At 66.3% G+C, this 17,824-nt stretch carries 20 protein-coding genes and 1 tRNA gene; 11 read left to right on the top strand and 10 right to left on the bottom strand.

The window, feature by feature from the left end; all coding sequences use genetic code 11:
• Positions 1–20 precede the first annotated feature (20 nt).
• The 3 genes from pgm to AC5Y4N_RS11580 all read left to right on the top strand — a co-directional run bounded on the left by pgm (position 21) and on the right by AC5Y4N_RS11580 (position 3,096).
• On the top strand, positions 21–1,655 hold the full coding sequence (pgm, locus tag AC5Y4N_RS11590; protein WP_499907900.1) for a phosphoglucomutase (alpha-D-glucose-1,6-bisphosphate-dependent): 1,635 nt from the start codon (positions 21–23) through the stop codon (positions 1,653–1,655).
• Complete coding sequence (locus AC5Y4N_RS11585; RefSeq protein ID WP_499907901.1) at positions 1,652–2,914, top strand: MFS transporter; 1,263 nt, start codon at positions 1,652–1,654, stop codon at positions 2,912–2,914. The genes pgm and AC5Y4N_RS11585 overlap by 4 nt, the downstream gene beginning before the upstream one ends.
• A gap of 109 nt (positions 2,915–3,023) precedes the next feature.
• Positions 3,024–3,096 (top strand) — tRNA-Ala (locus tag AC5Y4N_RS11580).
• Between the two features lie 7 nt (positions 3,097–3,103).
• Here the strand turns inward: AC5Y4N_RS11580 and AC5Y4N_RS11575 are convergent.
• The 3 genes from AC5Y4N_RS11575 to AC5Y4N_RS11565 form a co-directional block, all read right to left on the bottom strand.
• Positions 3,104–3,343 (bottom strand): hypothetical protein, encoded by a 240-nt coding sequence (locus AC5Y4N_RS11575; RefSeq protein ID WP_499907902.1) that lies wholly within the window; start codon positions 3,341–3,343, stop codon positions 3,104–3,106.
• A gap of 320 nt (positions 3,344–3,663) precedes the next feature.
• Positions 3,664–4,038, bottom strand: coding sequence for a hypothetical protein (locus tag AC5Y4N_RS11570; protein ID WP_499907903.1), 375 nt, complete (start codon positions 4,036–4,038; stop codon positions 3,664–3,666).
• Positions 4,039–4,139: 101 nt separating this feature from the next.
• Positions 4,140–4,640 carry a hypothetical protein gene (locus AC5Y4N_RS11565; RefSeq protein WP_499908072.1) on the bottom strand — a complete coding sequence of 167 codons (501 nt, stop codon included), beginning with the start codon at positions 4,638–4,640 and terminating at the stop codon, positions 4,140–4,142.
• Between the two features lie 272 nt (positions 4,641–4,912).
• Here AC5Y4N_RS11565 and AC5Y4N_RS11560 point away from each other — a divergent pair, with 272 nt between their 5' ends.
• From AC5Y4N_RS11560 to AC5Y4N_RS11535, 6 genes are all read left to right on the top strand, one after another.
• Complete coding sequence (locus tag AC5Y4N_RS11560) at positions 4,913–5,602, top strand: sensor domain-containing protein (RefSeq protein WP_499907904.1); 690 nt, start codon at positions 4,913–4,915, stop codon at positions 5,600–5,602.
• Between the two features lie 159 nt (positions 5,603–5,761).
• On the top strand, positions 5,762–6,988 hold the full coding sequence (locus AC5Y4N_RS11555) for a cytochrome P450 (RefSeq protein WP_499907905.1): 1,227 nt from the start codon (positions 5,762–5,764) through the stop codon (positions 6,986–6,988).
• A 92-nt stretch (positions 6,989–7,080) separates the two neighbouring features.
• Positions 7,081–8,973: an acyl-CoA dehydrogenase family protein gene (locus AC5Y4N_RS11550; RefSeq protein ID WP_499907906.1), complete on the top strand. Its 1,893-nt coding sequence runs from the start codon at positions 7,081–7,083 to the stop codon at positions 8,971–8,973.
• Positions 8,974–9,028: 55 nt separating this feature from the next.
• The gene (locus AC5Y4N_RS11545; protein WP_499907907.1) at positions 9,029–9,697 is read left to right on the top strand and encodes a hypothetical protein; all 669 of its coding nucleotides are present in this window, start codon (positions 9,029–9,031) and stop codon (positions 9,695–9,697) included.
• 76 nt (positions 9,698–9,773) lie between these two features.
• Positions 9,774–10,685, top strand: coding sequence for a mycobacterial-type methylenetetrahydrofolate reductase (locus tag AC5Y4N_RS11540; protein ID WP_499907908.1), 912 nt, complete (start codon positions 9,774–9,776; stop codon positions 10,683–10,685).
• A 77-nt stretch (positions 10,686–10,762) separates the two neighbouring features.
• Positions 10,763–11,068, top strand: coding sequence for a hypothetical protein (locus tag AC5Y4N_RS11535; RefSeq protein WP_499907909.1), 306 nt, complete (start codon positions 10,763–10,765; stop codon positions 11,066–11,068).
• Between the two features lie 18 nt (positions 11,069–11,086).
• Here AC5Y4N_RS11535 and AC5Y4N_RS11530 read toward each other — a convergent pair whose 3' ends face one another.
• From AC5Y4N_RS11530 to AC5Y4N_RS11520, 3 genes are read right to left on the bottom strand one after another with little or no spacing between them, the layout of a single operon-like run.
• The gene (locus AC5Y4N_RS11530) at positions 11,087–12,238 is read right to left on the bottom strand and encodes an acyl-CoA dehydrogenase family protein (protein ID WP_499907910.1); all 1,152 of its coding nucleotides are present in this window, start codon (positions 12,236–12,238) and stop codon (positions 11,087–11,089) included.
• A gap of 37 nt (positions 12,239–12,275) precedes the next feature.
• Positions 12,276–12,821, bottom strand: coding sequence for a TetR/AcrR family transcriptional regulator (locus AC5Y4N_RS11525; protein ID WP_499907911.1), 546 nt, complete (start codon positions 12,819–12,821; stop codon positions 12,276–12,278).
• Positions 12,818–13,834, bottom strand: a complete 1,017-nt coding sequence (locus AC5Y4N_RS11520) for a tocopherol cyclase family protein (protein WP_499907912.1) — start codon at positions 13,832–13,834, stop codon at positions 12,818–12,820. The genes AC5Y4N_RS11525 and AC5Y4N_RS11520 overlap by 4 nt, the downstream gene beginning before the upstream one ends.
• A 94-nt stretch (positions 13,835–13,928) precedes the next feature.
• On the opposite strand from AC5Y4N_RS11520, the gene AC5Y4N_RS11515 reads away from it, so the two are divergent.
• Positions 13,929–14,063 carry a hypothetical protein gene (locus AC5Y4N_RS11515; RefSeq protein ID WP_499907913.1) on the top strand — a complete coding sequence of 45 codons (135 nt, stop codon included), beginning with the start codon at positions 13,929–13,931 and terminating at the stop codon, positions 14,061–14,063.
• Here AC5Y4N_RS11515 and AC5Y4N_RS11510 read toward each other — a convergent pair.
• Together AC5Y4N_RS11510 and AC5Y4N_RS11505 are read right to left on the bottom strand one after the other, a co-directional pair.
• The gene (locus tag AC5Y4N_RS11510) at positions 14,031–15,041 is read right to left on the bottom strand and encodes a prenyltransferase (protein ID WP_499907914.1); all 1,011 of its coding nucleotides are present in this window, start codon (positions 15,039–15,041) and stop codon (positions 14,031–14,033) included. The two genes, AC5Y4N_RS11515 and AC5Y4N_RS11510, sit on opposite strands and share 33 nt — an antisense overlap.
• A gap of 107 nt (positions 15,042–15,148) precedes the next feature.
• Complete coding sequence (locus AC5Y4N_RS11505; RefSeq protein ID WP_499907915.1) at positions 15,149–15,709, bottom strand: hemerythrin domain-containing protein; 561 nt, start codon at positions 15,707–15,709, stop codon at positions 15,149–15,151.
• Positions 15,710–15,790: 81 nt separating this feature from the next.
• On the opposite strand from AC5Y4N_RS11505, the gene AC5Y4N_RS11500 reads away from it, so the two are divergent.
• Positions 15,791–16,201, top strand: coding sequence for a TIGR03668 family PPOX class F420-dependent oxidoreductase (locus tag AC5Y4N_RS11500; protein WP_499907916.1), 411 nt, complete (start codon positions 15,791–15,793; stop codon positions 16,199–16,201).
• Between the two features lie 16 nt (positions 16,202–16,217).
• On the opposite strand, the gene AC5Y4N_RS11495 is transcribed toward AC5Y4N_RS11500, so the two are convergent.
• Both AC5Y4N_RS11495 and AC5Y4N_RS11490 read right to left on the bottom strand, forming a co-directional pair.
• A complete protein-coding gene (locus AC5Y4N_RS11495) occupies positions 16,218–16,703 on the bottom strand; it encodes an SRPBCC family protein (RefSeq protein ID WP_499907917.1) in 486 nt (161 codons plus the stop codon).
• Positions 16,669–17,748 (bottom strand): phosphatase PAP2 family protein, encoded by a 1,080-nt coding sequence (locus AC5Y4N_RS11490; RefSeq protein ID WP_499908073.1) that lies wholly within the window; start codon positions 17,746–17,748, stop codon positions 16,669–16,671. Before AC5Y4N_RS11490 ends, AC5Y4N_RS11495 begins: the two co-directional genes overlap by 35 nt.
• Positions 17,749–17,824 lie beyond the last annotated feature (76 nt).

Raw genomic sequence — 17,824 nt, 5'->3', positions numbered from 1 at the left:
GCTGGAGCAGAATCGCACCCATGGCGGCCAATCCCCGTGCCGGTCAGCCGGCGCAACCCGAGGACCTGATCGATGTGGCGCATGTGGTGACCGCGTACTACACCATCGAACCCGATCCGGACGATGTGGCGCAGCAAGTGGTGTTCGGCACGTCGGGGCACCGCGGATCGAGCCTCGACGGCGCGTTCAACGAGGCGCACATTCTGGCCACCTCTCAGGCGATCGCCGAGTACCGGGCCGTGCAGGGCACCACCGGCCCGCTGTTTATCGGTCGAGACACCCATGCGCTCTCTGAGCCGGCGTGGGTGTCGGCTTTGGAGGTTCTCGCCGCCAATGACGTTGCGGTGATGATCGATTCAGCCGACCGCTACACGCCCACGCCGGCGATCAGTCACGCGATCCTCACCTACAACCGCGGACGGTCGGACGGTCTGGCCGACGGGATCGTCGTCACCCCGTCTCACAACCCGCCTCGCGACGGCGGGTTCAAGTACAACCCACCCAACGGCGGACCTGCCGACACGGACGTCACTGGGGCAATCGCCAAGCGCGCCAACGAGATTCTGCGTTCGGGGCTGGGCGAGGTGAAGCGGGTACCGCTGGCCCGTGCGCTGAAGTTCGTGCAGCGGCACGACTATCTGGACGCCTATGTAGACGACCTGCCCAATGTCGTTGACCTGCAGGCGATTCGCGCCGAGGGCATCCGCATCGGCGCCGACCCGCTCGGTGGTGCGAGCGTGGACTACTGGGCGGCGGTCGCCGAGCGGCACAACCTCGACTTGACGGTGGTCAATCCGCTTGTCGATGCGACGTGGCGGTTCATGACGCTCGATACCGACGGCAAGATCCGGATGGATTGCAGTTCGCCGAACGCAATGGCCGGGCTGATCGCCAATCGCGACAGCTATCAGATCGCGACTGGAAACGACGCGGACGCCGACCGGCACGGCATTGTGACGCCGGACGGCGGCCTGCTCAACCCGAATCACTACCTGGCGGTGGCGATCGACTACCTCTACAGTCACCGAAGGTCGTGGCCGTCGTCGACCGCAGTCGGCAAGACGGTGGTGAGCAGTTCGATCATCGACCGCGTGGTGGCCGGCTTGGGGCGCAAGCTCATCGAGGTTCCAGTCGGCTTCAAGTGGTTCGTCGACGGATTGATCGGCGGCAGGATCGGTTTCGGAGGCGAAGAAAGCGCGGGCGCGTCGTTTTTGCGGATGGACGGTTCGGTGTGGACCACCGACAAGGACGGCATCATTCTGGCGCTGCTGGCTTCGGAGATCCTGGCGGTCACCGGAAAGACACCGTCGCAACGGTATACGGAACTGGCCGAAAAGTACGGTGCACCAACGTATGCGCGCACCGACGCGCCAGCTGATCGGGAGCAGAAGGCCCGGCTGTCGAAGCTGTCGGCTGATGAGGTGACGGCCACCGAGCTGGCGGGAGAGAAGATCACGGCCAAGCTGACCACGGCGCCCGGCAACGGCGCTCCGCTGGGCGGGCTGAAGGTGACGACGGCCAACGCGTGGTTCGCCGCGCGGCCGTCGGGAACCGAGGACGTGTACAAGATTTACGCGGAGTCATTCCGCGGGCCGGACCATTTGCGTGAGGTGCAGGAGGCCGCGCGCGAGGTGGTGGCGAAGGCGCTGTCGTGAGTGCGACGCCTGCGGAGGGGGAGTGTCGGACCCAACCTCGACTGCCCCCTGAGGTCTGGGTCCTCATCACCGCCAATGCGGTGATCGCACTCGGCTACGGGGTGGTGTCGCCGGTGCTGCCGCAGTACGCGCGCAACTTCGGGGTGAGCATCAGCGCGGCGACCTTCGTGATCACCGCGTTCGCGGCGATGCGGCTGTGCTTCGCCCCAGTCAGCGGTCTGCTGGTGCAACGGCTCGGCGAGCGGCGCATCTACGTCAGCGGGATTTTGATCGTCGCGCTATCCACCGGTGCCTGCGCGTTCGCTGAAACATATTGGCAGCTCTTGCTTTTCCGGTCGCTCGGCGGTGTCGGGTCGACGATGTTCTTCGTGTCGTCGCTGGGGTTGATGATCCGCGTCAGTCCTGAGGATGCTCGAGGCCGGGTGGCGGGCATGTTCTCGTCGGCGTTTCTCGTGGGGTCGGTGGCCGGGCCGGTGCTGGGCAGTTTGACGGCGGGACTTGGGCTCTCGGCGCCCTTCGTGATCTACGGGATCGCGCTGGTGATAGCGGCCGCGGTGGTGTTTTTCAGCTTGCGGCATTCGTCGTTGGCCGCACCGGAGCGCCAGGCGGAGCCGGACGTGACGTTGCGGGATGCTCTGCGGCAGAAGGCATATCGCGCGGCTTTGGTGTCGAACTTCGCGACTGGGTGGTCGGTCTTCGGATTGCGCATGGCGCTGGTGCCGCTGTTCGTGTCCGAGGTGCTGGCGCACGGTGCGGGGATGGCAGGGCTGGCATTGGCAACGTTCGCCGTGGGCAACGTCTCGGCGGTGATTCCCAGCGGATATTTGTCCGACCGGGTGGGCCGGCGGACGCTGCTGATTGTCGGGCTGTCGGTGTCGGGGATCGCGACAGGCATGGTCGGGTGGGCGTCGTCGTTGCCGCTGTTTCTGGCGGGTGCCTATGTTGCCGGCGCGGCGGCGGGTATGTTCAGCTCGCCGCAGCAGGCGGCCGTCGCGGACATCATCGGCAGCAAGTCGCGGGCGGGAACCGCGTTGGCGACGTTTCAGATGATGGCCGACCTCGGATCCATCACCGGCTCGTTGGCCGTGGGGCAGATCGCGCAGCATGTGTCGTTCGGCGCGGCGTTCGCGATCAGCGGGGTCATCCTGTTGGTCGCAGCCGGAGGCTGGGTGCTGGCGCCTGAGACGCGCGGGCATCGGCCGGCAGGGCCTACACCGGCGCGCGCACTAGGGCCCGAAGCGGGCGGTGAGGTGCCCTGACGCGGCGTTCGCCGAGGCAACAGAGAGATCGTCGGCCCGCCCGCTGGCCTCTTAGCTGCGACTTTGAGCAGCCTTCGCTGGTGGTGTAGCTTCGATGGGCACGTATCTCGGGGCTATGGCGCAGCTGGTAGCGCACCACACTGGCAGTGTGGGGGTCAGGGGTTCGAGTCCCCTTAGCTCCACTCAGTTTCAGCTCTCGGCCCTGCGGCCCGACTCGCCGCCGACGAACAGACCACCGATGATGCTGACGATGCCTACAGCGGTAAACCCCAGCGCGCTCGCCTGCCACACACGACCGATGTCGTCGCACCGGGTCGCCAGGTCGTCGCTGGCCGAAAGCTCACCGCCAGTCGCTGTGGCCACCTCTGCGGCCTGCGGCTGATACGCGATGCCGCACGATTTTGCGGAGCCATTCTCGGTGACCGTCAATTGATGGGAGCCGACGCCTACTCCAACCGCGAGTAGCGCGACACCCAATATGAGAAACAGCGCTTTCACTGCGTCTCCAACTGTTCCGATACGTGCCCCGGTTGTTTTCTCATGAGGATCGTCTCACCACTTCCGTCATCGCACTCGGATTTGCTCTTGCTTGAACGGTGCCAGCGGCGCACCGGCTCGTCAGTCGGCCGATCGGCCTATGCAACGGAGTACATGCGGGTCGCCCGATCGGGGGACCCGGTCAATGCAAGATGGTTAATGCGATTTCGCCGCGTTCCTTACGGTGAGCGTCGTTTCACGCGCCGACGTCCCTAGAACGACGTCGGTTGTTCGATGAAGCTGAACAATGCCCAGCCCATACAGATCAGCAGGTTCATCGCAACGGCGACGAGCGCCAAGAACATCAGGCATCGCGCACAGAAACGACGGCGGCGTTGGTTGTGCGCGTGGCGCTCTTCGCGGATCAGGTGCCTGGCTGCGAGCGCGAAAGTGACATCGACGAATTCGTCCGCGCTGACGGCCGCGCCGGCCGCGATCTGGCGGAGCCGCACGGCAGGGATCTCGACGCCCACGCCGGCGAAACTTCGACTCAGGCGGTACGCCTGCCAGCGGCCCAAGTCGTGATCCGTCATGGCCACACGACGCGGGCGGTTCGTCCATTCCTCTTGGTTCGACGGGGTGGTCATCTCCCAGATTGTGCGACAGCGCAGCGCCCAATGTTGCGGATTCACAAGGATTTTCCACTGCATGCGAACGCCCGCTCGTCCGCCGCGCACACCGTGCGGTGTCAGCGTTTGCCGTAGCCGACCTCGGCCGGCAGAGGCGGCCCCGACGGCGTCGTCGGAGCCGGTGTCGAGGGAGCCGCCGACGAGGCGGGCGCACCCGGGCGGTGGAAGTCCACCATCTTCTCCTCGCGGATCACCCGGTTGTCGACGGTGACCGACAACGAGTTCGCGGTCACGAAATACTCCACGCCGTCGTTCTTGGCGACGAACCCGCCGTCACCGGACTCGGAGGCAGCCAGAATCACCTTGGCGCCGTCGCGCAAACGGACACCGCGGTACTGGTACTGGCCGCCCGGGGTCTTGCAGATCGCCACGCGCGACGAATCTGTGCTCCCGAAAACCACGGCGGTGTCCGGTGCCGTGCACCGCGCGGTCGAGTCGACGTAACCCTGCCCGTCGCTGGCAGGCACAGCGTGAGCCATGGGGAGTGCGATGGTGAGCAGCGCTGAACCCGCCGCCGCGGCGATGGACAGGCGACGCGTCGAGACCGCAGAGAACGACATCACCTCCACCAGACCACGGTTCGGCGGACCGTGCGAGCGTCGGTTCCAAGGCACAACCGAATTGTTAGCGATCAGAAACCTCGGCGTGTCGGCAATTTCGGGTGTTTCCACGTCCTCGCCTGCAACTGTAGGTTTTGCCGCAGCTGACGCCATGAGTGGAAGGGCCCGGTCATTGCCATACCAGCCGCCTTGTCCGCCCTACCGGCAGGCCGCACTCCGGCAAAGCGAAACCCGTTCAGCGACAGCGCAAGACCGATGAAGAGGATGAAGGCATGCGCCATCTGACAGCTGTAGTCACCCTCGCCGTCGCATGTGTCCTCGTCGCAGCCTGTGGCAGCAGCAGCGACGGCGACAAGACGTCGAGCAGCAAACCACCGCCGACGACCGCCGCCGCCCCTCCGCTCGCCGACACAGACCTGCCCGGGCTACTGCTCAGTCCCGAGGAGATCAACGCCGCTATGGGCGCCACCGAAATGGCGGTGTCGAACACGCGCTTCGAGATGTCCGACGACAGCGCCTTGATGGAGCCCAAAGAATGCCTGGCGATCGACGGAGCGGCGCAAGCGCAGACCTACGCGGGCAGCGGCTTCACCGCTGTACGTGACCAGACGCTGCAAGAGGGCGACAACTTCACGCATTTCGCCGAGCAGGCGGTGGTGCTATTTCCGAGCGCCAAAGAAGCCACCGCGTTCTTCACCGCATCGGTCCAGCAGTGGCCGGCCTGCCACACCTACAAGCACCTGCAATCCGGCTCCGAATGGCAGGCGGGACCGATCTCGAATGCCAACGGCATTTTGAGCATCACCGCGAGTCAACAGAACGCGAAAGCCCCCGGCTGGGCGTGCGGGCGGGCACTGGCAGCCCGCAACAACGTGGTCGTCGACGTGAACACCTGCAGCCCCAACCCGGCAGACACCGCGGTGAAGATCGCCGCCCAGATCGCCGCCAAGGTGAAGCACTAGCGGCGCCGCTAAAAGTCCACTCGCAGCGCACAACAACTCTGCGCGATCTCGACGTGGGTGCGGCCGTCGTCCGCTTGAATGTCATATGCCGACGTCGAGGAGAGAGCCCATGAAGAGACGTGAGAGCGCCGTTGCGCGGTCCGCAATGGGAATCCGGCTGTGACCGCGTCGACTGCGACCGTGTCGCAGGAGCCGGTCGAATTCGATCCCTATTCCGATGACTTCTTCAATTCTCCCTACGCGACGTACCGCCGCATGCGTGACGAAGCGCCGGTGTACTACAGCGAGAAATACGACTTCTACGCGCTGACCCGCTACGAAGACGTCGCGCCGGCGTACAAGGACTTCGAGACGTACTCGTCGGCGAAGGGCGTCACGCTCGACATGGTCAAGGCCACGGATCTGAAGATGCCGGAGGGCCGGCTGATCATCATGATGGATCCGCCCGAGCACGAGGTGATGCGCAAGCTGGTGAACCGGGTATTCACGCCGCGCGCCGTCGCGGCGCTGGAACCGATGATCCGGGAGAAGATCTACGACGTCGTGAAGACGTTGAACCCCGAGTCGTTCGATGCCGTCGCGGATTTCTCGGCTTTGTTTCCGGTCGAGATCATCACGGCAATGTTGGGCGTCCCGCCCGAAGACCGCCAGCAACTTCGCATCTGGCTGGACAAGGGACTGGAACGCGCGCCGGGATCGATGAACCCCTCGCGGGAAGGCATCGACTCGATGATCAAATCGGGGACCTACTACTACAACCTGATTCAGCAGCGCCGAGCCGAGCCACGCGACGACATGATCAGTCGGCTGATCGAGACGGAAGTCGTCCAGGACGGCGAGGTGAGGCGTCTGGATGACGTCGAGATCGCGGGTTTCGCCAACATGTTGGGCGGTGCGGGCGCCGAAACGGTGACGAAGCTCGTCGGCAACGCGGTGGTGGTCTTCGCCGAGAACCCCGACCAGTGGCAAGAACTACAGAACGACCGCAGCAAGATTGCGGCGGCATTCGAGGAGTTGCTCCGCTACGAGGGGCCGTCGCAGTACAACGTGCGGTACACGATGCGCGACGTGACGTTGCACGGCGCCACGATTCCCGCCGGCAGCACCGTCGTGCTGATCAACGGAGCCGCGAACCGTGACGAGAGGGTGTTCCCCGATCCGGATCGGTTCGACATTCACCGTGAGCGCAAGTTCGGCTACAACATCGGTTTCGGCTACGGCATCCACAGCTGTCTGGGTGCGGCTCTGGCCCGAATGGAAGGCCGCATTGCACTCGAAGCACTGCTCGACTTGATTCCGCGCTACGAGGTGGAGCGAGAAGGCCTGCGTCGAGTGCACATGACCAACGTGTGCGGTTGGTCGAATGTCCCTGTTCGCGCCGCCTGACGTCCGTTTTCGCCAGTCCGGGCAATGTGCGGTACCTCCGGCGCGGAGCGGGGTTACTGTCAAGTAACACCCCAGCTTCTGTGGAGGTCGACATGACCGTGACGAAAGAAGTCAGCGAGCAGCAAGCCCGACAAGTCGCCGAGCAGGCGCGTGAAGCGCGATGGGAGCACCCGAGTTTCGGCAAGGAGCTGTTCTTGGGCCGCTTGCGGCTGGACTTGGTTCACCCGCACCCCAGCGGTTTCCCGCAGGCCGTCGAGCGCGGGCAGGCGTTCCTGGCAAAGCTGCGCGCCTTCTGCGAATCCGAGATCGACCCCGCGGTGATCGAACGCGATGCGCAGATCCCGGACAACGTCATCCGCGGCTTGAAGGATCTCGGTGCGTTCGGCATGAAGATCGGTACCGAATACGGCGGCGTCGGCCTGTCGCAGGTCTACTACAACAAGGCGCTTGCGCTCGTCGGGTCCGTGCATCCGTCGCTGGGCGCGCTGTTGTCCGCGCACCAGTCGATCGGGGTGCCGCAGCCGATCAAGATGTTCGGCACCGAAGAGCAGAAGCGCACGTGGCTGCCCCGATGTACCCGCGAAATCAGCGCCTTCTTGCTCACCGAGCCGGATGTCGGCAGCGACCCGGCCCGGCTACACGCCACCGCCACGCCCGACGGCGACGACTACGTGCTCAACGGCGTCAAGCTGTGGACCACCAACGGGGTGATCGCCGACCTGCTGGTGGTGATGGCGCAGGTGCCCAAGAGCGAGGGGCACCGAGGCGGCATCACCGCGTTTGTGGTCGAAGCCGACGCGCCGGGCATCGTGGTGCAAAACCGCAACGCGTTCATGGGATTACGCGGCATCGAGAACGGCTTCACCCGGCTGACGGATGTGCGGGTCCCGGCCGCCAACAGAATCGGCCGGGAAGGCGAAGGCCTCAAGATCGCGCTGTCCACGCTCAATGTCGGACGGCTGTCGCTGCCTGCCGTGTGTACCGGCTCGGCGAAGTGGTGCCTGAAGATCGCCCGGGAATGGTCGCGCGAGCGCGTGCAGTGGGGGCGGCCGGTCGGTGAACACGAAGCCGTGGCCGGCAAGGTGGCGTTCATCGCGGCCACCGCCTACGGGTTGGAGGCGATGCTCGATCTCGCCAGCGAGCTCGCCGATGCCGGCGGCGCCGACATCCGGATCGAGGCCGCGCTGGCCAAGCTCTACGGCTCCGAGATGGCCTGGCTGATCGCCGACGAGCTGGTGCAGATCCGCGGCGGCCGGGGTTACGAGACCGCCGCGTCGCTGGCCGCCCGCGGCGAGCGTGGCGTGCCCGCCGAGCAGATCCTGCGCGACCTGCGGATCAACCGCATTTTCGAAGGCTCCACCGAGATCATGCATCTGCTCATCGCCCGCGAAGCCGTGGACGCGCACCTGTCGGCGGCCGGTGACATCATCGACCCGCAAGCCGACATGCGGCGCAAGGCCCGAGCAGCCGCCCACGCCGGGAAGTTCTACGCGCGCTGGCTGCCCACCCTGGTCGCCGGTAAGGGTCAGCTACCCACGTCCTACCCCGAATTCGGCCCCCTGGCAGCGCATCTGCGCTACGTCGAGCGGGCCAGCCGGCGGCTCGCCCGCAGCACCTTCTACGCGATGTCGAGATGGCAGGGCAAGCTCGAGCACAAGCAGCGGTTCCTGGGGCGGATCGTCGACATCGGCGCCGAGTTGTTCGCAATGACCGCCGCGTGCGTGCGGGCCCAGCGCGACAACGCAGACCCCACCGCGGTCGAGCTCGCCGACGCGTTCTGCCGTCAGGCCCGGGTCCGCACCGAGCAGCGCTTCGACGAACTCTGGCACAACAGCGACGACTCCGACCGGGCGCTGGCCCGCGCGGTGCTCGACGGCCGCTACACCTGGCTGGAGGAAGGCATCCTCGACCCGTCGATCGACGGCCCCTGGATCGGGCAAGACGACGGCGCCGGCAAGGACGACGTACACCGCGTCATTTCTTGAATCAGGTTGCGCCACAACAATTTCCCGCACCAATGAGGATTTGGAGGTGGGCCAGATGGACAGCTTCGCGCGACTCGGTGCGGTCGGGGCGGCGCTCGTCGGCGCGGCGATCGCGATATCGCCGGGACCGGCGTCAGCTGATTCGGCCACAACCGAAGTGATCACCGCCGTCGCGGTCAGCCCGACGGGCGAGCCGATCAACGGCTACCAGGAGGCGCCGGCTCAGGGAAACGTCACCGCGGTCACCGACTGCACCGCGGCGTCGCCGTCGGCGCTGGCCGACGACATCTACTCGTGCTCCCCGAGCGCAGCCGGCGCCGGAACGTGCTGGCCGTCAACGCCCGGATCCCTGCTGTGCATCGACGATCCGTGGAGCAAGCGCCTGCACCGGGTCACCTACGCTGGCACGCTGCCGCATGTGCAGCCAGCCGCGATCACCGATCCGTTCGCGCTGCTTCTCACCGACGGCACACGCTGCCTGCTGCGCAACGGCGGCGCCTGGGGCAGCCGCGACGACGGCTACGTCGGCGTCTACGGCTGCGGTGACGCGACTGAGAATCTCGCAGTGTTGTGGTTGCCCAGTGCAGGCCCCGGCACGTGCATCGACCGGTCGCAACCACTGTGGACGGTCAAAGTGGGCCAACTCGGTAGTCCGGGGGAGCGCTTTGCGCCGCCGCAGACCCGCACGGTGGCCACCGCATGGTTCGCCGGCAACGCCGTCTAGTCACCCCGCGACGCACCCGTCGGCAAGTTCTGTAGGGTGATGCACCGATTCGGGGCCGTCGAATGAGGAGCAGCTGGTGACGCTCAACACCGTCGCGCTCGAGCTCGTACCACCCAATGTGGAGCGAGGTCGGCAGCAGGCGATTGAGGATGCGCGCAAAGTGCTGCAGTTTTCCGCCGAGTCCGGCCTGGAGGGCCGGATCCGGCACGTGATGATTCCCGGGATGATCGCCGAAGACGACGACCGGCCCGTCGAGATGAAGCCGAAGCTCGACGTGCTCGACTTCTGGTCGATCATCAAGCCGGAGCTGCCGACGGTGAAGGGACTGTGCACGCAGGTCACGGCATTCATGGACGAGCCCACACTGCGCGAGCGCTTGGCGCAGCTGTGCTCGGCGGGTTTCGAGGGCATTGTCTTCGTCGGCGTGCCACGCACCATGCAAGACGGTGAAGGTTCAGGCGTCGCGCCCACCGACGCCCTGTCGATCTATCGGGAGCTCGTCCCCAACCGGGGTGTGATCCTCATTCCCACCCGCGAGGGCGAGCAGGGCCGGTTCACCTTCAAATGCAATCAAGGCGCCACGTTCGGCATGACGCAGCTGCTGTATTCCGACGCAATCGTCGGCTTTCTCCGCGAGTTCGCGAAGAGCTGCGACCACCGGCCGGAAATCCTGCTGTCGTTCGGCTTCGTGCCGAAAGTCGAGACGCGGGTGGGCCTGATCGACTGGCTGATCCAGGACCCGGGAAACGCCGCGGTGGCCGGCGAGCAGGAGTTCGTCAAGAAGCTGGCCGGCAGTGACCCGGCGACAAAACGCCAACTGCTCGTCGACCTCTACAAGCGGGTGATCGACGGGGTCGCGGAGCTCGGTTTCCCGCTGAGCATCCACTTGGAGGCGACGTACGGCGTCTCTGCCGCGGCGTTCGAGACCTTCGCCGAGATGCTCGCCTACTGGTCCCCGGCGGTTTCAGGACGAACTTCGCGCCATTGAGGCACAAATCGGCTCCGCCGAGGCACAAATCGGCGCCCACTTGTTTCTCTTAGCCGGGTTGCGGGCACGCTGCGGCCATGGCGTTCAAACTCACATACCGCGATGGACAAGAAGACGACTACGACGACTCCACCAAGTGGGCCGTCGAAGACGGCGTTCTGAAGATGGGGCGAGAGGCTGGCAAGTGGACGGTCCTGGTGTCGCCAAGTCATTGGGCCACGATCGAAGTTCGCGACGACGACAAGAGCGGTCGCGACAAAGACAAGGACCGTGACGAGGACAAAGACAAGGACAAGGACCGCGAGAAAGACAAAGACGACGAGGACAAAGACGACGACGACAAAGACAAGCGCGACAAAGACAAGGACGACGAGAAGGACTGACCTGGCCGTCGTCGGCAATCAGACCATCGCGGTCGGCGAGACCTTCAGGCCAATGGCCAACGCACCGGCCAATTCTCGGCTGACGTCGTAGTCGAAGATCACATGGCCGCTGAGGACGTCGACGTCGCGCTTGAACCGCTGCAGCGGATTGCTGACGAAATGCGCACTGGCACCTGACGATTCGAGCAGTCCAGAGATCACTGCACGCGATTCCCGCACGATGTGTGCAGCCGCCAGCCGGGCGTCGGCGCGGATCGGGCGCGGCACGCGGTCCCCGGCGGCCAGGATCGTCTCGATCTGCTGCGTCGTGCCGTCCAATAGCCCGTGCAGCGCCCGCAGCCGAACCCGGGCGTCGGCCAACCGCGCTTGAGCGGCCGGCTTGTCTTGCTGCCGAGTGCCCTCGTACGCGATGACGCGCTCGCCGAGCCGTTCCGCATACAGCTCGGTGACGCGCTCGGCGGCCCCCAGCGCGGGCATCGCGGCCACCAGGGCGAGCGCCGGCACCATCGGCCATCGGTAGAGCACCGCGTCGTGCAGCGCAGCGCCGGGCGCGCTGCCGCGATAGATGTCGGCGACTTTGACAAGCCGATGCGCGGGCACGACGACGTCGTCGACGACGACGTCGTTGGACCCGGTGGCCCGCATCCCGTCGGTGTGCCACACGTCGACGACGCCCACGTGGCCCGCGGGCAGCAGCGCCAGTGCCGGATAGATCGCGTCGTCGGGTCCGCACAGCGCTCCGACCATGACCCAGTTGCCGTGCATGACGCCGGTGGCCCAGGACCAGCGGCCGCGCAGCCGCACGCCGCCGTCGACGGGAACGCCTCGGCCGGTGGGGGCCAGCGCCGCCGGCGCCATAAATGGCTCGCTGGTGAACGCTTCTTCCTGGGCCCGCTCGTCGAACAACGCCAGAAGCCAGTTGTGCAGTGCGTAGAACGCCGCCGTCCATGCGGTCGAGACGCACCCGTGTGCCATCCGCCGCACCGGGCCGAACATCTGCGAAAACGCTGCCTGCTGGCCGCCGTAACGCGCCGGTCGGAGGAGTTCGGTGAAGCCCGACTCGGTGAGTTCGGCGACGGTGGCGGCGGGCAACTGCCTGCGCTGCTCGGCCTCCTGCGCACGCTGCGCAAGCCGCGCCACGAATTCGTCAGTGATGGCGCCGGCCGTCATCCCCACACCGTACCATACCTTTTAGTATGTTCGGCCGTCACGGCCGAAGCATGAAGTCGAGGAACCGCTCACGCTGTTGCGCGGATTGCCTCTTGGGTGTGGCGCCGGCCAGATGCAGGAAGCCGATGCCTGCGGCGAACAGTGTGTCGGCTCGTAGCCGGGCTTCGTCAGCGTCAAACCCGTAGTCGCAGAACGCCTCTCGCACTGCCCGCAGCAGCCGCCGGTCAGCCGAACGCACAGCTGCCGCTACCGTGTCGTCCGAGCGCGCCCACTCACGCATCGCTCGCTCCAGCGTCCAGTGCCGCGGGCTGACGAGGGACGCCATCATCTGGGACAGCCGTTCGCGCGGCGCGACGTCACGCATCCGGGCGAACGCGCCGCGATCTTCGTCGCGCAGCTGCGCCCACGATTCGATCAGCGCGCTGCGGTAGGCGGCCATGTCGGCGAAATGCCAGTAGAAGCTGCCCTTCGTCACGCCCATGCGTGCGCAGAGCCGGTCGACCTTGAGCGCGTTTCGCCCCTCCTCGGCCAGAAGCGCATAGCCTGCCTGGAGCCAGTCATCTGCCGACGTGCGAGTGGTCACGGCAGCGGTTGGCCTGGCAGGCTGCCGACCTCGAGGCCCGCCATACTGCAGGTGCCCTCGAAAATCACCCGGCCGAATTCCCTTACGCGGCAGCGGAGCCGACCAGCGAGGTGTTCGAAATCGGTGTCGACGTTGCGGCGCTCCGCGGGCAGGGGTACCGGCAGGACATGCGGATCGAGGGCTGTTCCGTCGCCGTCCAGGTCGATTTGATAGCGCAGACCCCTGGCGCGAACGTTCCACCGTCCCTCGCCGACTTCCCACTGCACCAGCTCGGGCGGGGTTACGCGAATCACCTTCTCGCCTAAGCGCACCACGACTCCGCCGACGTCGCGTCCGAGGGGACCGAGCCGCAGACGACCGCCCGAGAACGCGACACAGACGTCGGCGCCGTCGAAGTCGTGGGCTTGTCCCCACCACCAGCGTTCCGGGAAACCCGCGCCCCAATTTCGTTCCGAATACCACCGGGCATTGTCGAATTGCCAAGTGTCGCCGCCGAATTCGACGGTGCCGCTCACGGATCCACCGAGCCGGTACGGATGCCAGTACTGGTTGAGGAAGGGAACCGAGGAAAAGACTCCGCCGCCGGCGAAAGCCTTGGGCCAGGGGAATGGGTTGCCGAACCGCAGATCGAGGTGAACGTCGTCGAGGTCGATGCGAAGCCGTTCCGCCGACGCACTCAGCGCGCGGGCCGGATCGGTGCCGGCGCGGACCGCAAAATGCGACCGCTGCGCGTGCGCGTCGTCCAATGCCGCCGATCGCACCAGGCCGCCGGGATGCAGAGCCACTGCGACGGTCGCCCAGTCACCGTCCGGATGACGGTTGACGCTGCACAGCGCCACCGCGACACGACCGGAAGCTGCGTCGGTGACCCGCCAGAACCAGCCCTCCATCTCCGTTCCGTGCGACGGCAGAGGATCGCCGAAGGGCACGTCGGCGCCGGTGCGCCGGTAGAGGTCGACAAGGCGGTGTACGGCGCCCAGCGATCCGTTGCGCAGGTTTTCAGTCAAAGTCATCGGCGACCTCCCGGGGCAACTCTAGGTATAGCCGAGTGCTGCTCTCCGAAAGTGGGTAGCCGTCAACGAACAACCAACGAGGGGAGAAGCGCTCATGCGCGCCGAAGAAGGCGACGAATCGATCGAAGAACTCGCAGCAGACGCCAAGAAGTCGCAGAAGAACATCGACGAGGCAGTCGACAACCCCGAACGCGAGTCAGAGCACCCGCAGCACCGCGCCGATCGCTAAGCCGGCGACAAGCAATGCGCCGGCCAGCCGCACGTGCAGCCATGCCAGCGCGGCATACCACAACGGCCACACCGGGAACTGCGGCGGCGGCTCCGCCGGCGGGGGCTTGCGGAAGTACGGCCAGACCTTGACCAGCCGGGGGAGCGCCAGCACCACCGCCAGCGCCGGCCACGGCATCGCACCCACCGCCACACAGACGCCGACCAACACGTAGAAGCCCGCCATCATCGCCAGCGTCGTCACGCGGGCGCGTGACTCGCCGAGCAGCACCGGCACCGTGCGGATGCCCAGCGGCGCGTCGTACGGGATTTTGTCAATGTGCTTGCCCATCAACACCGTTGTGCACAGCAGCCCGTAGGGCAGCGACGCCAGCAGCAGGTCCCACCCGACGTGACCGACCGCCGAATAGTAAGTGCCGCACACCATCAACGGGCCCCACACGACCAAGACGTCGGGCTCGCCGAGTCCGCGCTTCTTCAGCCGAAGCGGCGGCGCGGTGTATGCGACGCTCAGCACGAACCCGGCGAGCGCGAACGCGAGGACGGGCCAGCCGCGCACCAGTGTCAGCACCACGAGGATCGCCAGGTCCGCGAGGTTGACCGCCAGAATCGCCGACACCAGGGTGCGCCGGCTCACCAGACCGGACAGCACCGGATGCGGTGCATACAGCGCGCGGGGATAGTTTTCGCTGTCGGTGCCCACGTGCGTGTCGAACAGATCGTTCATCAAGTTGTTGGCGGTGTGCGCCAACATGATGCCCACCACCGCCAGGACCAGCCAACGCCAATCCAGCCCCGGCTCGCCGACCGCCAGCAGCGCCGCCACCAGACCGGCGAACAGCGTCATCGGCAGCACCGCGGCGCGGGTGACGACGATCCATCGGGTCACCGCGTCGACGCGGCCGTCCGGTGGCGGGTTGGTGGTGCGCAAGGCGTACAACCATGAACTGATGCGCGACCGCGACGCGACCTCGGCCATAGCTGACAGCGTAGGCCGGTTCAGCCGTCCTCGGCGATCTTCGGCAAACCTCTGACCACGCCGCCGAATGTGACCGAACCGCAAGGCTGTTGCGCCGGGGCGCTGGCTTACAGTCCGGAGCTGCTGCGACCGGTCAGCGCGTCACGCACCCGGTCGATGAGCCCGACGCCGGGCCCGAGGATCTTGTTGGCCGGTGGCTTGTCCGGTGCCGACGGGTGCGGTCGGGTGGGCGCGAGTTTCTTTGTGTTCTGGAACTTTTCGCCCAGCTCGCGCAGCTGCGACTCGTCGCACGCGCCGCGCAGCTTCGGCAGCAGGTCCTTTTCCTCGTCCTCGATGTGGTGGCGGATGTCCTCGATCAGCTTGTTGACCAGCTGGCCGTACTTTTGGTCGGCGGGGTCGGTGTTCTCGATCTGCTTCATCACCTCTTCGGCCTCGGCGTGCTCCTTGAGTTCGTGGTCAGCGATCTGATCGCCGTCCGGCAGCACCTGCCGCGCTGTCGGATACAGATACTGTTCCTCGGCGACCGAGTGGCGGACCAGCTCGGTGATGATGTGTTCGACCAACTCGGTGTTCGGCGTCGCGCCCTCGCGTTCGATCTCGGCGAATGCATCTTGCACTTCGCGGTGATCGGTGATGATTTCCTCGACGATGTCGTGCTGCTGTGTCATGGTTTCACCCTCCACCGGTGTGCCGGACGATTACCCGGCGGTGTCCAGCGCTAACCGGGGTGCCCGAGAAGAAGAGACGCGATGACCGACGCTTTCGACGCCCGGCAACGATTCACCGGCGCGCAGGTGGCCTGCCTCGCCACCGCCTCGTCCGACGGCGTGCCTCATGTCGTACCTGTCGTGTTCGCCGTCGCCCACGACGTCGTGTACACCGCGGTGGACACCAAGCGGAAGACCACCCACCGCCTGCGCCGGCTGCGCAACATCGAGCAGAACCCGCGCGTCAGCCTGCTCGTCGACCACTACGACGACGACTGGAACCAGCTGTGGTGGGTGCGCGTCGACGGGCTGGCGCAAATCCACGACCGCGGTGAGGAAATGGCCACCGGATACGATCTGCTGCGCCGCAAGTACCCTCAGTACCAGCGGATTTCGCTGACCGGTCCGGTGATCAGCATCGCCGTGAGCCGCTGGTCTTCGTGGCAGTCCTGATCGCCCGGCAGGCGGCTCAGCGGTGCTCGGCGCGGGTCAGCTGACGGTCGAGCTCTGCCAGCGACTGCCGGGCGAAGCCCCGCCACAACCAGCCGAACACAGGCAGCGCCGGCGCGCCGAGCCGTGAACGCGGATGGATCGTCCACCGCCAGGTCACGGTGGTGCCGTTGCCGATCGGGGTGAACAGCCACTCGCCATCCACCGTGCTGACCAACGGGGACAGCGGACCTTTGATGTCGCGGAGCACGTAGCGGAAAGCGTGCGGGGGGTCGACGTGAGTGAGCTCCTCGCGCATGCTGCCGCCCCCGGTCAGCCAGACCGTGCGCGTCTGACCGGCCGCGTCCCAGCCCCCGGTTTGGTCGGTCACCTTGCTGATCGGCGGAATCGGCCCGTACCAGCGCTGAAACAATGTCGGCAGTGGCAACGGCAGAGTGCCGGCGAAGGCCCGCTGTGCGTCGACCGGGATGTCACGAGACTGCTCGACAGTCAGCGGCTTGCTCATGGCGCTGATCGTAGTGGGGCAGTGTGGTGATTTCCGCGGCTACGGACCGGCGCGACTCGAAGCGGCCGATGCCCAACGCCACCACGGCGGCCAGCGCCCACCCGAGCAGAATGTCGATGACGTAGTGCTCGGCCGAATACACCAGCGTAAAGGCCATCATCACCACATAGGCGGCCAGAACGGGACGCCATCGCCGTTGCACCCGATTCCACAAGAACGCCGCGATCATCGCCGAAAGCGCGGCGTGCAACGACGGAATGGCAGCGACCATGTTGACGCTGACCTGGCCGCTGTTCACCAGGTCGCGGGCGACGTGCAGGTGCAGCGTCTCCCATCCCCGCGTCGAAATCCGCTCGACGAACTGATTCGCGCCCGCCTGGGTCGTCTGCATCGGTCCCAGCAGCCCGCCGTCGGGCACGCCGGCGGGAGAGCCGAACATGCACGTCGGATACGACGGGCCGCCCGCCACATCGGCAGCCGTGCACCGGGCGGCCGCCCACGGCGGCGCGGCGGGCAACACGATGTAGATCGCCAGCGCGGTGAACGACAACGCGACGAAACGGCGCACGAACGCCTTCCAGTCCTCCCGCGAACGCAGCCACAGCACCCCCGCCACCACGTAGGGAAGGATGAAAAACGACATGTACACGGTGCTGACGGCCACCTCCCACCACGGCGGCGCCGCCAGCTTGATGTGCTCTTGCAACCAGACCGTGGGCACTTTGCCGAAGAACAGCCACTTGTCCGCGTCCACCTGCCACTGCCACAGGGTCGGTGTGCCCACGAGCTTCGCCGCGCCGCGGCTCACGTCATAGACCAGCAGCACCACCGCAAACGGCAGCCAGTCGCGGATCACCATCAGCATCTTGCGGCGGCCGATGCTGGCCGCGATCAGACCGGTCGCGATGTAGAGAAGGATCAGTTCACGGTTGAAGGCCAGGCCTGCGGTCAAGGTGCGGTAGACCACGACGACGGCCCATGTGGTGACCGCCGCGCGGCGGATCAGTGTGAGGCGCCGCTGCCGGGCCGCGGCGTCGTCGTCCAGCGATGATTCGAGTTCCCTGCGTCGACGGAGAACGTCTGGCAGCCGCGAAAACCGTGCGGATGCTGTCTCCACGTCC

It is taken from the genome of Mycobacterium sp. NGS19 (genome assembly GCF_059813155.1).
This window is presented reverse-complemented; position numbering and strand designations above follow the sequence as displayed.

Bases quoted from the DNA above. Each gene is read 5' to 3' on its own strand.
- AC5Y4N_RS11535 (WP_499907909.1), top strand. From the start codon at position 10,763: ATGGCGTTCAAACTCACATACCGCGATGGACAAGAAGACGACTACGAC.
- AC5Y4N_RS11505 (WP_499907915.1), bottom strand. From the start codon at position 15,709: ATGACACAGCAGCACGACATCGTCGAGGAAATCATCACCGATCACCGC.
- AC5Y4N_RS11565 (WP_499908072.1), bottom strand. From the start codon at position 4,640: ATGTCGTTCTCTGCGGTCTCGACGCGTCGCCTGTCCATCGCCGCGGCG.
- AC5Y4N_RS11520 (WP_499907912.1), bottom strand. From the start codon at position 13,834: ATGACTTTGACTGAAAACCTGCGCAACGGATCGCTGGGCGCCGTACAC.
- AC5Y4N_RS11570 (WP_499907903.1), bottom strand. From the start codon at position 4,038: ATGACCACCCCGTCGAACCAAGAGGAATGGACGAACCGCCCGCGTCGT.
- AC5Y4N_RS11515 (WP_499907913.1), top strand. From the start codon at position 13,929: ATGCGCGCCGAAGAAGGCGACGAATCGATCGAAGAACTCGCAGCAGAC.
- AC5Y4N_RS11500 (WP_499907916.1), top strand. From the start codon at position 15,791: ATGACCGACGCTTTCGACGCCCGGCAACGATTCACCGGCGCGCAGGTG.
- AC5Y4N_RS11530 (WP_499907910.1), bottom strand. From the start codon at position 12,238: ATGACGGCCGGCGCCATCACTGACGAATTCGTGGCGCGGCTTGCGCAG.
- AC5Y4N_RS11550 (WP_499907906.1), top strand. From the start codon at position 7,081: ATGACCGTGACGAAAGAAGTCAGCGAGCAGCAAGCCCGACAAGTCGCC.
- AC5Y4N_RS11510 (WP_499907914.1), bottom strand. From the start codon at position 15,041: ATGGCCGAGGTCGCGTCGCGGTCGCGCATCAGTTCATGGTTGTACGCC.
- AC5Y4N_RS11560 (WP_499907904.1), top strand. From the start codon at position 4,913: ATGCGCCATCTGACAGCTGTAGTCACCCTCGCCGTCGCATGTGTCCTC.
- AC5Y4N_RS11495 (WP_499907917.1), bottom strand. From the start codon at position 16,703: ATGAGCAAGCCGCTGACTGTCGAGCAGTCTCGTGACATCCCGGTCGAC.
- AC5Y4N_RS11545 (WP_499907907.1), top strand. From the start codon at position 9,029: ATGGACAGCTTCGCGCGACTCGGTGCGGTCGGGGCGGCGCTCGTCGGC.
- pgm (WP_499907900.1), top strand. From the start codon at position 21: ATGGCGGCCAATCCCCGTGCCGGTCAGCCGGCGCAACCCGAGGACCTG.